Origin of the sequence: Sediminibacterium roseum (assembly GCF_009939005.1) — a bacterium.
In the GTDB taxonomy this organism is placed as follows: Bacteria; Bacteroidota; Bacteroidia; order Chitinophagales; family Chitinophagaceae; genus Sediminibacterium; species Sediminibacterium roseum.
The window spans coordinates 1,237,185-1,252,662 of record NZ_JAACJS010000015.1 but is presented as its reverse complement, the minus strand read 5'-3'; the positions used below and the strand labels follow the sequence as shown (position 1 = coordinate 1,252,662).

General features: G+C 49.4%; 9 protein-coding genes. 4 read left to right on the top strand and 5 right to left on the bottom strand.

Going from position 1 to position 15,478, the window contains the following annotated elements:
- Positions 1-308: 308 nt before the first annotated feature.
- Positions 309-1,064: a geranylgeranylglyceryl/heptaprenylglyceryl phosphate synthase gene (locus GWC95_RS16630; RefSeq protein ID WP_161819842.1), complete on the bottom strand. Its 756-nt coding sequence runs from the start codon at positions 1,062-1,064 to the stop codon at positions 309-311.
- Between the two features lie 418 nt (positions 1,065-1,482).
- Between GWC95_RS16630 and GWC95_RS16625 the strand changes: the two genes are divergently transcribed.
- Both GWC95_RS16625 and GWC95_RS16620 read left to right on the top strand, forming a co-directional pair.
- Entirely contained in the window at positions 1,483-4,848 is a 3,366-nt protein-coding gene (locus GWC95_RS16625; RefSeq protein ID WP_161819841.1) for a vitamin B12-dependent ribonucleotide reductase, read from the top strand.
- A gap of 160 nt (positions 4,849-5,008) precedes the next feature.
- Positions 5,009-5,386 carry a nuclear transport factor 2 family protein gene (locus tag GWC95_RS16620; protein WP_237722185.1) on the top strand — a complete coding sequence of 126 codons (378 nt, stop codon included), beginning with the start codon at positions 5,009-5,011 and terminating at the stop codon, positions 5,384-5,386.
- Between the two features lie 46 nt (positions 5,387-5,432).
- Here GWC95_RS16620 and GWC95_RS16615 read toward each other — a convergent pair whose 3' ends face one another.
- From GWC95_RS16615 to GWC95_RS16600, 4 genes are read right to left on the bottom strand one after another with little or no spacing between them, the layout of a single operon-like run.
- On the bottom strand, positions 5,433-7,841 hold the full coding sequence (locus GWC95_RS16615; RefSeq protein WP_161819839.1) for a hypothetical protein: 2,409 nt from the start codon (positions 7,839-7,841) through the stop codon (positions 5,433-5,435).
- Positions 7,842-7,899: 58 nt separating this feature from the next.
- Entirely contained in the window at positions 7,900-9,063 is a 1,164-nt protein-coding gene (locus GWC95_RS16610; protein WP_161819838.1) for a DUF4249 domain-containing protein, read from the bottom strand.
- Between the two features lie 17 nt (positions 9,064-9,080).
- Positions 9,081-11,885 (bottom strand): TonB-dependent receptor, encoded by a 2,805-nt coding sequence (locus GWC95_RS16605; RefSeq protein ID WP_161819837.1) that lies wholly within the window; start codon positions 11,883-11,885, stop codon positions 9,081-9,083.
- 13 nt (positions 11,886-11,898) lie between these two features.
- The gene (locus GWC95_RS16600; RefSeq protein ID WP_161819836.1) at positions 11,899-12,639 is read right to left on the bottom strand and encodes a hypothetical protein; all 741 of its coding nucleotides are present in this window, start codon (positions 12,637-12,639) and stop codon (positions 11,899-11,901) included.
- A 264-nt stretch (positions 12,640-12,903) separates the two neighbouring features.
- Here GWC95_RS16600 and GWC95_RS16595 point away from each other — a divergent pair, with 264 nt between their 5' ends.
- Both GWC95_RS16595 and GWC95_RS16590 read left to right on the top strand, forming a co-directional pair.
- Positions 12,904-14,652: a GMC oxidoreductase gene (locus tag GWC95_RS16595; RefSeq protein WP_161819835.1), complete on the top strand. Its 1,749-nt coding sequence runs from the start codon at positions 12,904-12,906 to the stop codon at positions 14,650-14,652.
- Between the two features lie 89 nt (positions 14,653-14,741).
- Complete coding sequence (locus GWC95_RS16590; protein ID WP_161819834.1) at positions 14,742-15,437, top strand: gluconate 2-dehydrogenase subunit 3 family protein; 696 nt, start codon at positions 14,742-14,744, stop codon at positions 15,435-15,437.
- Positions 15,438-15,478: the final 41 nt, after the last annotated feature.

Sequence of the window (15,478 nt, the reverse complement as noted above, 5' to 3'; positions counted from 1 at the left end):
AAAGCAGCGCTACGGGCACCTGAATTTCATGAAGCGATTCTATCGTTTGATATGACTTGGTAATCAGCCTGATACAAACGAAAAAGAATGATTATTTCTTCCCCAAATGCCGTCTTGCACAATAAATACGGATTTTGGTTGGTTCCAGATGCCTTGTAGCATGCGCCTCAAACCCCGAACGCACCACAACAACGTTCTCCGTGATGGATACAAATTCTGCGGGTTTTGATGCATGAACAGGCTATTTTATTCCGCTGTTCGGGCAAAACGCGTATTTATCAATAAAAACCTCGGGGGATAACGAAAAACTACGCGTTGACCGGGACGCTGTGAACCGCCGCGCTGATCTCTTTGATCAATGCAGGGTCTTTTTCAATGGCATTGCCCACAACGATCACGTCGGCACCGGCCTTGCAGTTGCGGTATGCCTTTTCGGGCTCGGTAATGCCGCCGCCAATAATGAGAGGGATCTCAATATGGCGCGACACTTTCTCTATCATCGTTTCCGTGATCGCTCTTTTGGCGCCGCTGCCGGCATCCATATAAATGAGTTTCATGCCAAGCATTTCACCCGCCATGGCAGTGCACATCGCAATCTCGTTCTTGTCGGCCGGTATCGGCGTTGCGTTGGAAATATAGGAAACGGTTGTAGGAGCCCCGCCATCGATCACCATATAACCGGTAGGCATAATCTCCAGCCCGCTTTTCTTAACAAACGGCGCGCTGATCACATGCTGCCCGATCAGCAGTTCCGGGTTCCTGCCCGAAATAAGCGAGAGGTACAGGAGGGCATCCGCATACTTACTGACCTGGGAAGGCGAGCCCGGGAAAAGCAAAACAGGGATATCGCAGGCTGATTTAAGCTGCTGGATGCATTCGTCCAGGTGACTGGAGATCACCAGGCTGCCGCCGACGAAAAAATAGTCGACTTTGGCCTCTGTGGAAAGGGCGAGCAGTTGGTCGATCTTATCATTGTCAACCTTATCCGGGTCGATCAATACAGCGAACGATTTCTTGCCCGATTTTTTTCTCTCAACAAATTGGTGATATAATCCCTGCTTCATTCAGTAATGGATAAGATTAGTGCAAGATAATGCATTATTTTTATGGGAAGTACGAAGTGTAACCCGGAAGTACGAATGCATGTATATTTTCATATAAAGCATGTGTTCTTTCTTCTCACCTGTACGCCTGCCCGGTACATAAGGTTGTGTAAAAATCGCCCCAACTTTTCCATCTCACATTTACGGAAAATAACCCATTCCACGGGCTTTTCCCCCAAAAAAATCTTTCGACAAATGTTAACATTGGCGCAAATGCAGCAGGGATTTGAGCTCGCATATTTTCCCACTTCCTTATCCACAACCTGTTGATATTTCAAGCCTTGATTTGTCGAAACGGTAGGATATTTTCGTCAACCGCTTAACAATTCGTTAATGCCGGAGATTACCGATCACCCATTAAAAAACCGCACCAGCCACCATGTCTAATCCTCGCACAAAAAAAGGCCTGCAATTCGGACGCCGCTTCACCAAGGAAGGGGTTGCCCCATTTGATATGTTCGAATACGATTACCGCGACAGCGTGATCAAGAACCCGAACGGGGAAAAAGTGTTTGAGATGAACAACGTGGAGGTTCCGAAGCAGTGGAGCCAGATCGCTACAGACATCCTTGCGCAGAAATATTTCCGTAAAGCAGGTGTTCCGCAGGCAGACGGTTCGCTCGGCCGCGAAACCAGTGTTAAACAGGTTGCACACCGTATGGCGAATTGCTGGCGCGTATGGGGTGAGCGATACGGCTATTTTGCTTCCACCGAAGATGCACAGGTGTTCTACGATGAACTCGTGTACAGCATACTCAACCAGGCCTGCGTGCCCAATTCACCGCAATGGTTCAACACCGGTTTGCACGAGAGTTATGGCATCACGGGTAAACCGCAGGGGCATTACTATGTTGATCCAAAAGATAAAAAATTAAAAAAATCCACCAACGCCTACGAGCGCCCCCAGCCGCACGCATGTTTTATCCTGAGTGTGAACGACGACCTCGTTAACGAAGGCGGTATCATGGATCTCTGGACACGCGAAGCCAGGATCTTCAAATACGGTTCGGGTGTGGGAACGAACTTCTCCCAGATCCGTGGCGGCGGTGAGCGATTGTCGGGCGGTGGTACCTCAAGCGGATTGATGAGCTTCCTCAAGATCGGCGACCGCGCAGCGGGCGCTATCAAAAGCGGCGGTACAACACGAAGGGCGGCCAAAATGGTTTGCCTCGATCTCGACCACCCTGAGGTAATGGAGTTCATCAACTGGAAAGTAAAAGAAGAAGACAAGGTGGCTGCTCTTGTTGCAGCGGGTTACGACAACAGTTACGAAGGAGAAGCCTACGCAACCGTTTCCGGCCAGAATTCAAACAACTCGGTACGTATTCCCAATTCATTTTTCAAAGTATTGGAAGAAGACGGCAACTGGGAACTGAAAGCGAGAACCGACGGCCGCACCATGAAATCGATACCCGCGCGTGAAGTGTGGCAACAGATTTCTTACGCGGCATGGCGCTGCGCAGATCCGGGTACGCAATACGATACCACGATCAACGAATGGCACACATGCCCTAAAGGCGGCCGCATCAACGCTTCCAACCCTTGTTCAGAATACATGTTCCTCGATAATACGGCATGTAACCTCGCATCCATCAACCTTCGCAAGTTCCATACAGAAGAAGGAAATGTGTTTGATGTGGAAGGATTTGAATACACTACACGCCTCTGGACAACCGTACTCGAGATCTCCGTATTGATGGCGCAGTTCCCTTCAAAAGAAGTGGCGCAGCTCTCTTTCGATTACAGGACACTCGGGCTTGGTTTTGCAAACCTCGGGTCTATGCTGATGGTAAGCGGTATCCCTTACGACAGCGAAGAGGCACGCGGCATTGCAGGCGCCATTTCAGCGATCATGACAGGTGTGGCTTACAAAACATCTGCAGAGATGGCCTCGTTCCTGGGCGCATTCGACCGTTACGAAGAAAACAAGGAAGACATGTTGCGTGTAATGCGCAACCACCGCGCGGCTGCATACGATGCAGAAGATGCTTATGTTGGACTGGAGATCAAACCACAGGGCATCAAGGCGCAATATTGTCCTGATTATATTTTAAAGGCCGCAACCAAAGCATGGGACGACGCGGTACAGCTTGGAGAAAAATACGGTTACCGCAATGCGCAAACCACGGTGATTGCACCAACAGGAACCATCGGCCTGGTAATGGATTGCGATACCACCGGCGTTGAACCGGATTTTGCACTTGTGAAATTTAAAAAACTGAGCGGCGGCGGTTATTTCAAGATCATCAACGAATCTGTTCCGCAGGCATTGCGCAACCTCGGTTACAACCCGCAGGAAGCACAGGCGATCGAAAAATACGCAGTAGGAGCCGCAAGCTTCGAAGGCGCGCCATTCATCAACCCAACTTCACTGCGTGAAAAAGGGTTCAACGATGCAGAGATCGAAAAACTCAACGGCGCAGCCAAATCTGCGTTCGAGATCGGTTTCATCTTCAACCGTTTTACATTGGGAGATGAGTGCATGCAGCGTTTGGGCTTTACCGAAGAACAGTATTCAGACTGGAGCTTCAACCTGCTCGAGGCGATCGGTTTCACAGAAGAACAGATCGATGCGGCGAACGATTACGTATGTGGTGTAATGACCATCGAAGGCGCACCGTTCCTGAAAGAAGAACACCTGCCTGTATTTGACTGCGCAAACAAATGCGGTAAGAAAGGTGAGCGTTACATCCACGCATACGGACACATCCGCATGATGGGCGCCTGCCAGCCATTCTTAAGCGGCGCGATCTCGAAAACGATCAACCTCCCGCACGAAGCAACCGTGGATGAAATCGCAGACTGCTACATGCTCAGCTGGAAACTCGGGTTGAAAGCAAACGCATTGTACCGCGACGGTTCAAAACTGAGCCAGCCATTGAGCAACAAATCAGACAAGAAAAAGAAAACAGAAGAAACAGAAACGGCGGCAGAACAGCAAGCTGCTGCAGAACCGGCTATGTCAACCATTGTTGACCTCAGCAAATTAACGGTCGACGAGCTCCTCGAGGAAGTGCAGAAAAGAATGCATGCCTCAACAGATACCAAGTTCAAACGCGCGTTGTCTGGCATCGTAGAGAAAAAATCACTCCCTGCCAAACGCCGTGGTTATACGCAGAAAGCGAAAATCGGCGGGCAGGTGATCTTCCTGCGCACGGGAGAGTATGGAGACGGAACATTGGGAGAGATCTTCATCGACCTCGCGAAAGAAGGCTCAACACTCAGGAGCTTTATGAACTGCTTCGCGATAGCGATCTCTGTTGGTTTGCAATACGGCGTTCCGCTGGAAGAGTTTGTAGAGAAATTTGTATTCACCAAGTTCGAACCGGCAGGAATGGTGGATCATCCGAACATCAAAACAACAACATCGCTTGTCGATTTTGTGTTCCGCGCCCTCGCATTCGAATACCTCGGCCGTACGGATCTTGTTCACGTGCTCGACAAACCAACCATCGGCAACACCGGTGACGATGAAGGAGAAGCTACTTTCCTGGGAAAGCCTGAACTGAGCAGCGTGCGTGTAACCGCGCCATCTGCCAATGCAGCGCCTGCGGCACAGCCACAAAAGCTCCAGCGCGCAGCCGCAACCGCAGCCAAAGTAGATTCCGGCCTCGATGCAGTGAACGCAGCAGCCAAGAACATGCAAAGCGATGCGCCGGCCTGTAATACCTGCGGTCATATTACCATACGCAGCGGCACCTGTTACAAATGCCTGAACTGCGGCAACAGCATGGGATGCAGTTAGATCTTGCCTGAAGCACAGCGAAATATGTAAAAGCGATCATTGAATGATGATCGCTTTTTTGTTGATGGGAGGTTTAACAAAACATTACTATCTACGCCCGGCGGGTACCATTAACAAAGACTAACAATCCATAATGCAAGTAAACCCGTACATTCCGATGATGAAAGAGAAAATCCTGGCGTTTATGGAAGATATGCACAGCAACGATGCCTGCCGCATTGCAGAATGGTTTGCCGATGAGAGCATTCTCTGGATACCGCCTGCTGCACAGGTAGCGGGCAAGGGCCGGATCAAAGCATTGTTCAGGGCCATGTTCAACCGCTACGAATTCCTCAAATGGAACATAGTTGACATCTTGCCCGTAACGGCCAACCGCTGCATACACATCTGCGAATCGCACGGCAAACTCAAGGGTTGCGCCGAGTACCGCAACCGCGTGATCACGGATATTGTTTTTAATGAGGATGGAAAAATTGTAAGCCTCTCAGACTATTTTAAGGATACGGCGATCTTCTGCAAAAAGCATGATGCAATCTGACAACGTACGCAGGGTTTCGCATTTTTATTCAAAGCGTGTATAGACTTTACTTCACTTCGAACTTAAACATCGTACTGCCACAATCTCCACCATCACCCAGCGCCTGTACCACTACAACATAGTCGCCTTTTTTATCTGATGTATAGAAGTTCACGCGCCGTTCGCCTTTTGCATCTGCGGGTACGCTGTGCGACCAGTAAAGCAGCGTGCGGAAATCAGGGAGGCGTTCATCTTTTTCAGAGCCGTCGTGAACGGGGGAGTAGAATTCTCTTTCGAGTTGGGGCCCTTCATAATCCAGTACCAGTGCCCGGGGCTCTAGTTCGAAGCCTGCAAAATCGCCTTTGTAGCTGGTCCAGTTGAGGATGCCGGGGTAGGAGGATTCGCCCATAAAATATCGTTTGTTGTAAGCTTCCAGCTTGCGCATTTTCAGTGGATCGAAAGCGATCAGTTTGTTCATGTTGAAAACAGGAACGCCATCGACCAATACCAAAGGATTGGTCTGGTAGAAATTGGTCATACGCAGATCCGCCATCGGGATATCATAATCTTCCAGCATGAGGAAGCGGAAATTGCCGCCGCGGTTTTGTACATCCATCAGACCCACATATTCGCGCAGTACTTCTTCCATGGTAGTGAAGCGCGTATAATCGTCGAGCATGTAAATACCGTTGGGGCTAAAAAGCAGGCTCGTTGTATCCATGTTGGCCACAAATGTTTTCAGTTGCGTGCCCGCATATGCGCTCTGAACCTGTACGCCGATGCTTTGCTCGCGCAGCAGGTTTTCGTTTGCTGCAGAGAGGTAAAACGGGGGAATGGTAGAAGATGAGAACTGCTCGGCAAACGGGCTGTTGAGCTCTATGCGCGATAATGTATCTGCTAAAGGATCGGTTTGCACGATCACTTCAGAAGAACCCCTCATGTGCTGCACATCAAACCTCAGCCTTCCCTGTGCATCGCTCAGACCCACCCTGAAGTTTGCATTGCGGCCGGGAACGGACAGATACGCTTCAATGTTTGGCATCGCTTTGCCCGTCTGGCTGTTGATCACCTTGCCGGTAACGATGTGCCCGCTGTGTTCTGCAACAAATGAGGCAGCGTTTCTTTCCATCATCACATCATCCCATTTGAACCTGCGCCAGCCCTGGGTGAGCACCAGGTTTTCCATCGCTTCTTTTGCAGCAGATGATCCGTTGAAATAAAATGCGGGCGATTCTATCCTTCCCTTCAGATCGGAACTCAGCCACAAAACACTCTGGATGTCCTGGTCTTCCAAACCCTGCAATTCATCTGCACGGTAAACGGCTACAGACATGTCGGTATGCTGTGCACTGCTGTTTTTTGAAGAAGGGCGCAATTCAAAATCAATTTTAGACCGTGTATTGTACGAAGGCAGGTTGCCGCTTACGCCAATGGAAAGTTTTTGCGTGGGATGTGTAAAATACAAACGTTCGCAAAGCGCTTTCCCATCGCCATTGAATAAGGTGAACTGCGAAACGCCTTCGCCGATCTTGGACGGATCAATTGAAAAAACAGCGCGGCCATTGGTGATCACCGCCTGCAGGGTTGCTTTCAATGATTGCCTTGTATGCACGAGCAGGTACACGTTCCTTCCTTCGTCCACGTTAGATTGAACCGTTACGTTGATGCGGTTGTCCGCATTCAGCGACATTACATATCCCTTGCTGAAGACCTGCGGCAGTTCTTTTGTGTAGGTGCCGCTCACCGTTTCGATCTGCGCTTTGTATGTATGCCCCGCCTCCGGCTTAAAAGTAAAACGGCCCATGCCAAACATAAATGCCTGGAACGTGGCCACCGTGCGGTTGTTCTCGTCAACGATGGTGCCCTTGAAACCCTCGCCTTTGCCGCCTGCCGCAGTAACTTTGCATGCAACCACTGAGGAAATACCTTCTACCAGGTAACCGCCTTCGGGAAACAGTGCAATCTCAGGGGCAGTTGTTTTTTTGGCAACATTGGTTACGGTATTTTCCCTGTTTTTTTGTGTATTGACAATCGTAATGATCTTTTCAAAAAAATAATCGGGCCCTGCATTCTTCATCCAGTTGGTATAGCCGCGCAATTTGTAATTGCCCGATTTAATGGATGACGGGATGGCGATGGAGCCATTGCCTTTCCCTTTGTCCAATTCGAGCTTGGCCTGCAAAACAGCATTGTTGTTCTCATCCAGTACTTCTACATAAGCAACCTTGCTCAGGTCGAGCGGCTGGTGCAGTGTTGCATCCACCACATACGCTTTGCACCAGAGTATGTCTCCCGCGAGGTAAAAATTGCGGTCAACATGCAGGTACATTTTCTCCTGCAGGTTGTTGATACGGAACTGGTTGAACTTTTTTTCAAGCGTACCCGTTGTCAGCTGCGCCTGTGCCGCGCCTGCCAACAACAGCAATCCAGCGAGCATGAGGTTCTGGGTGCGGTTTATTTTGCGTAGAAGGTTCATTCGTTGTTTGTTTGTATCTCGAAATAGGGTTAGTCAACAGTGAGCGCCACGTTTGTGTTTACCAGAAAGAAGGCTTCACATTACTTCCTCTTATTGTACAATCCACACACACCGGGTTTGCCGCAAACACGCAATCTATTCCGCCGCTCGGGCTGTACTTGGAGGGTTGGGTAGGGATCTTTCCACCAATGGGGCCGATCTCTTTGCCTGGCGGGTGGTTAATAACCGTGTCTACGCTCAGGCACTCGTTCATAAAGAAACGCCAGTTCTTTACTTCGCTGCGATCGATGAAGATGCGGCGTACTTTTTCCTCGGTAACTTCTATAAACCCGATCACCACTTCTGATGGCACGCTCAGGCATTTTATGTTGCCAAAATTATCCGAAGGCTGTGCATCGAAAATGGAACCGAGTTGCTCGGTGTTTTTCTTCAACTGCTCAAGAAATTTCATGTTGTCTTTGCTGATGTTGTAAAGCCTTGCATTCATGCTGTAACGCACATCCAGCTTCCATGAATTGTTTTCGATGAACTGCAGCGGCGACATCGAAATCACATTCTGGCTCAGTTTTTCTGATGAGGCCACCAAGATCCTTTTCAGCGTGTCGCTTTTCCAGCAATAAAAAAGGGAAAGGTCATCCTGTTGTGCTGCGTTGCGGTAATCAAAATGATCGGGTGCACCCTGCAAATTGTTCACCGTTTTCAAACGCGTTGTATAAGGCGAATGGATCTCCCAGGTTTCTTCGTATTTCCATTTGTAGTAACCAACAGGCTCCTGCGGGTTGTGTGTATTGCCGTAGAGGCGTACACCATCGTCATCCTGTTTCCAAGAAATACTGTCGATGGCGGGCGTTCTGCGAACAACGGAATAGTCTGACACATATTCTTTTCCTGCCGACGTTTTTATATACAGCCTGTATTGGTCGTTTGCATTGATCACCGGGAAACCGGAATACACGCCTGTTGTGCCCGCTTCTGCAAGCACTGTGGCAGCCACGCCGGATTTCGCTTCAACGCGTACAATCGCTTTTGATTCTTTCACGATGGCGGTGCTGGACAATTTGCTGGTGCGCGTCAACGTTATGGTTGTACCACCGGCGCCGCTGTTGATGTATCCATCCACCACAAGGTAACCGGTGAGCGGCTCATTGATATTAGGAACATACTTTTCCCTGCAGCCCGCTGCTGCCATCACTGTCAGTAACAAAATAAAAATCTTTTTCACACGAATCGTTTTTAGGCTTAAAACCGGATGTTGTAATTGATGTATGGAATGATCGACCCGAAGATGGACAACTTATAAGCATTGATTGCCCCGTTCTCTGTTGTATAATAAACCGAGTAAGGATTTTTTCTGCCTGTTAAATTGTACACACCTATCGTAAATGAATTATGGAACAGTTGGTGCACCTTGTGATTGCCCTCAATATTCATGGAGAAATCCATGCGGAAATAATCAGGGATGCGGTATGCGTTCCTGTCTGAATACAATGTGCGCGGTGCGCCTGCCAGGTAAAACCTGCCGATCGGCAATGTGATCGGGCGGCCGGTGCTGTAGGTTGCATTCAGCGAAAGGCTGAACCTGTGCGATACACGCAGGTTGCCAACAAAAGTGAAATCGTGCGGCTTGTCGTAGTTGGCCGCATAATAATTTCCCTTGTTGATGAGCGAACCCTGTGTGCTGTCGTTCATCTGCAGTTGTGTTCTCGAATAGGTATAACTGATCCAGCCGTTTACTTTACCCGTTGCCTTTTTCACCAGCAGCTCCACGCCCCATGCGCGTCCCTTTGTGCTTACCACATCTGTTTCTATGTGATGGTTCAACACGAGTGTTGCGCCGCTTTTGTAATCGAGGAAATCCTTGATGCGCTTGTAATAAACTTCCAGTGATGTTTCGATGGTGTTTGCCGCAAAATTCTTGTAAAGGCCAAGCGAGAACTGGTCGCCCGTTTGTGGTTTGATGTTCGGGTCACTCAGCTTCCAGATATCCGTAGGCGCCATGGCGGCGGTATTTGAGAGGGAGTGTATGAACTGCGTTTGCCTGTTGTAGCCTGCTTTCAATGACATCGTTTCATTCAACACATACCTGGCGGTGGCGCGGATCTCGGGCGCCGTATACGTTTTGATAAACGCGCCGTTGTTGTACTTTGTTGACCCCAGCAAATTGTTTTCCGTTTTGGGAATGCCCGCGGGATAATTGTTTACCGTATGTGCGCCCAGGTAATTGAAGAACACATAACGCAATGCACCTTCTACAGAGAACACCGGGCTGATGGTTACTTTGTCGCTCAGGTACAATGCGCTTTCAAGCGCCTGCTCGGTTTCGAGCTCATCGAGGCGCACCAGCGATTTTTCGCCAAGCGGCGAATATTTGCCCGGGTGCAGTTTGTACAGGATGTTGTTCAATCCAAACTCTACGGTATGTTTCGAGTTCACATACCAGTTCGCATGCGCCTTGAAATAATACTGGTTGATGTCGAACTGCATCTTGTATGCCGTAACCGGGTTTTTCTGGCTCTCGATCGAATAATCGTACCTGTCAAAACCGCCTGCCAGTATCATGTTCCATTTGTTGTTGAATACGTGTTTCCACTTCAGCGAAATGTTTTTGTTTCCGTAGTGGTAGCTGGTATCGTTGTTCAGGTTAAACCGGTCGTTGCTCATGTAGGCAGTGAAATACAAATTGTTTTTTTTGTTGATCTCATGCGTGATGTTCAGGTTGAAATCGTTGAATGCCGCGCGCGAGTTTTTATATTCTGCCGGCAGCAGGTTGAGCAGCCAGTTTGCATAGGTTGCCCTTGCGCCAAAAATGAATGAGCTCCTGTCTTTCGCCAGCGGCCCTTCTACATTGATCCTGCTCGTGAGCAGACCGATACCTGCGGAACCGGTAACATTCTTTTTATTCCCCTCGCGGCTGTTCACTTCCAGCACCGAGGAAAGGCGTCCGCCGTATTTGGCGGGGATCCCGCTTTTGTAAAGCTGGATGTCTTTTACCACTTCAGGGTTGAATGCGGAGAACAATCCGAAAAAGTGCGATGGGTTAAAGATCGTGGCGTCGTTGAACAGGATGAGGTTTTGATCTGCAGAACCACCGCGCACATTCAGCCCGGTGCTGGCTTCGCCTACTGTTTTTACACCGGGTAAGGTCATCACCACCCGCAGCACATCCGCCTCGCCAAACACCACCGGAACCTGTTTGATCTGCTTGATGTCTACACGCTGCACGCCCATCTGCATCCCCCTGATCAGGCTCGTTCTTTCGGATGAAACCGTTACGTTCTTAAGCGATATCACCTGCGGCTGCAGGTCTATGTTCATTCTTCCATCGCTGTATACCATTACCATCCTGCGCGTGTCGCGTATGCCCATGCTCTGGATGTTGAGTATGTTCCTTCCCTTTGGAACAGTGATGGAATAATAACCGAACTGGTCCGTTACCACCCCTGTTTTTGTTCCTTCCACCACAACAGATGCGCCGATCAGCGGCTCGCCTGTTTTGATGTCGTGCAGGTAGCCCGCAAGCGTTGCTTTGCCGGGCACAAGCTCGCCCCTCGGTTTATCGCCAATCACGTATAACTTATTCTCAAGTGTGGCGCTGGTGGCATCGGCTGTGTCTGCAGAAGCATTGGTACCGCGCGAAGCTGTGGTGGTTCTTGTCTCTTTTCGCTGTGGTTTCCTTGGAGCGTCGTCAAAAAGATCCTCCGCAAGATCTGTTGCAATGGGTGTGCCGCGGCTCACAAAAATATGTTTGTCCTGGTCAATGGAATAAACCAACCCCGTTCCCCGCAGCACCTTTTCGAGCACGGCGCCGATCGGTTCGTCTTTCGCACTTATCGAAACAAGAATGCTGTCAACATCTGTTTTGGAATAATAAAAACGGTACCCTTTGGTCTGTTCTACCTGTTTTACAAACTGGTGAAAAGGAACCTCTGCAAATTCTCCCGTGATGCGCGCCTGTGCCGTATCGGCCTGCGCATAAGAATGTGCACTGTACCCCAGCAAACAAAAGCCGAGCAATACAATAATGAGTTTTTTCTGGTGGCGCATTTTTTCAGCAGGATTATTTTAGTAAACTATCATAGTATGAAACCGTTGCCTTTACGGCATCTTCAACATCTTCCCTGAAGCTCAGGTTCTGGCTGCGTATGTAACTGCGCAGTTGTGCGCGTTTGTCGTCCATCGCATTCAGCGCTTTTCCCTGTGTGCCCACCGGGTAATACGTGTCGCCTTTTTTCAGGTAATAGGAAACATCGGCCCAGATGTAGCGTTTGTGCTCGCTGTCTTCGTTGATCTTCCGTTGGTCCTTTTTGTAAAGCGTTACGTTTTTCCCTTCGAACAATACCTGGTAAAAATCTGTTTCGGGCAAACCGTTGTTTTTTGTCTTGTACAGCTTTACAAACGTTTCCTTATCGATGTTGAAGTAGTCGATCTTATCGTTGTTCAGCGTGGTATTAACCTGGTGGGCGCTGTCTGTGAGCACCACCTTGTTCATCAGCATATCGTATTTGAGGTACAGGTTGGGATAAAAGATATTGTCAAACATCACTTCCCCGCGATGGGGCATCGGGCTCCTGAAAAAAGGATGGCCCTCTTTCATCTGTGCATAATAATACGTATACCTCGGCCCTGAATAAAGCGGCAGGGCGGTGCCCATGTGTTCCCTGAACTGGCTAACGGCGTTGGCAAGCCCGGCCGCGCGTATCGCACTGTCTGTGGCAGCCGCCTGGCTGAAGGCCGCACCGGGCAGCACAAGAACAGCGGTCAGCCGGATGCAGGTATACAATCTTCCAAAAAGCTTCATGAAGCAGTCGTTTGTCTGTTGTTAACAATAAAATTAAGATATGTATAAATATTCGAAACCAACCCTAAAAAATGATCCCGAAGGGTATATGACACCCGATACAAAACATGCGTTGCATGGAATTGAGTGGCAGATGTAACAACCTGTTTGTTAAGAAATTGGATCGGTCGTGTGGATTGAAGCTCCTAAATTATCAAATCCTTTTTGAACTTCCTGAAATACCTTATATTCATTGCTTCAATTCTTACAAAAACCAATTGCTTTATGGGAGATCTCCAGATCAAAAAAACGGCCAAGAAATACGATGCAGTGATCGTAGGTTCCGGGGCCGGTGGCGGTATGGCCGCCTATGTGTTGTCTAAGGCAGGATTGAAAGTCTGCCTGATCGAAGCCGGTGCCGACTACGACCCGGCCAAACATTCCTCTCAATTCAAAAACCCTTGGGATTCCCCGCGTCGCGGCGCCAGCACCAAATTCAGGCCGTTCGGCGATTTCGACGGATGCTACTGGGGCTGGGAAATTGATGGCGAACCGTATACAATGGCGGAGGGGAGTGCTAAGTGGGACTGGTGGCGCGCACGTATGATCGGGGGGAGAACCAATCACTGGGGACGTATCTCGCTGCGTTTTGGCCCGCGCGATTTCAAACGCAGGAGCATTGATGGATTGGGCGATGACTGGCCGATCAGTTACGACGACATCAAACCTTATTACGACAAAATAGACGATATGCTGGGCGTGTTTGGTTCCAAAGAAGGATTGGAGAACGATCCCGACGGAAACTTTCTTCCACCGCCAAAGCCGAGGTTGCATGAGCTGATGATCAAGAAATCGGCAACAGGACTGGGCATACCAGTGATCCCATCGAGGTTATCGATCCTCACGAAACAACTTCCCAACAACAAAGAAAGGGGCGAGTGTGTATTCTGCGCGCAGTGCGGACGCAGTTGCAAGATGTACGCGGATTTCTCTTCGTCGTCTGCGCTGGTAAGACCGGCGGTAGCAACGGGGAACGTGGATGTGATCACCAATGCCATGGCGCGCGAAGTGATCACCAACGCAGAGGGGCTCGCAACCGGGATCTCTTATGTAGATAAAAGCGATAACCTCGAGTACCAGGTAAACGGGCGCATTGTTATTCTTGCGGCCAGCACCTGCGAAACAGCGCGTTTGCTTCTCAATTCAAAATCAACCCGCCACCCGAACGGGTTGGCGAACGACAGCAATGTAGTTGGAAAATACCTGCACGATTCAACCGGCGCAGCCGTGGGCGGCGTGCTTCCACAGCTCTTTGGCCGCAAACGCTACAACGAAGACGGCGTGGGCGGAATGCACGTATACACACCATGGTGGCTCGATAACAAAAAACTCGATTTCCCACGCGGCTACCACATTGAATACTGGGGTGGTTTTGGCCAGCCTGCCTATGGTTTCGGAATGGGCATACAGAACCAGAACGGCAAATACATGGTGAACGGAAAAACCAAGGAAGCCGGTGGTTACGGTGCGGGACTGAAAGAAGACGCAAGGTTTTTCTACGGAGCCGGTATTGGTATGGCAGGAAGGGGAGAAGCGGTTCCCAACATCAACAACTATTGCGAAATAGATCCGAATGTGGTAGACAAGTACGGGATTCCCGTGCTGCGTTTCCATACCAACCATTCAGACTACGAGATCAAGCAGGCAAAGCACATGAAGGAAACGTTCAAAGAGATCCTTCACAACATGGGCGCGGTGATTACCTGGGGTGGTGATGACAACGAGAAGAACAATTACGGTTTGAACAACCCTGGTAACATCATTCACGAAGCAGGAACGGTACGCATGGGCGCCGACAGGAAAACATCGGCCCTGAACAAATGGAGCCAGGCGCACGATTGCAAAACATTGTTTTGCGTGGATGGAAGCCAGTTCACATCGCAGGCAGATAAGAACATCACGTGGACGATCCTGGCCTTATCGATGAGGGCATCGGAATACATCGTAGATCAATTAAAAAAACAAAACCTGTAAAGCCGCGGATCGCCAATCGTGAAAGTGCAATAAGCACGCACGGTTCAGGATTCACGCAAAACGCATTCATCATCATTTAACCAACGATCATGGACAGAAGAAAATCGATAAAAGCATTGCTCATAGGCACAGCGGCATCAGGCGTGTTTGTGGAGGCGTGCAAGAACACAGATAAAAAAGCCATCGCTTCATCAGCCGATGCAAAGCTGGATGATGCAGACAGGATGGAAGAAGAAAAAGCATACCTGAAAAAACTGCAGGCGGGCGATAAATTTTTTACGGAACATGAAATGGCAACCATCGTGGTGCTTGAAGACATCATTCTCCCGAAAGACGAGATAAGCGGCAGCGCATCGGATGCGAAGGTGCACGACTTTATCGAGTTCATCGTTAAAGATGTTCCATCGCACCAGACACCATTGCGTGGCGGCCTGCGGTGGATAGACGTGTATTGCCTCAACCATTACGGCAAGCCCTTCAAGGACTGCGATAAGAAACAGCAGATCGAACTGGTGGACCAGATCGCATACCCCGAAGTAAAAGACGCGATCGCCAAAACCAACCGCGTAAGAAAACCCGAAATGGCGCAGGGTATTTCTTTCTTCAACAAGATGCGCGACCTGGTGATGACCGGCTTCTACACATCAGAGATCGGTGTTAAAGACATCGGGTACATGGGCAATACCCCAAACAAATGGAACGGCGTTCCGGATGATGTATTGAAACAATACGGCTACGCGTATACCGAGAAGGAAATGAAAGAATGCGCGAAGTATGATGTTTAAGTAGAAAGAAAAAAAATAAGAGATACGAAGTCAGAAGCACG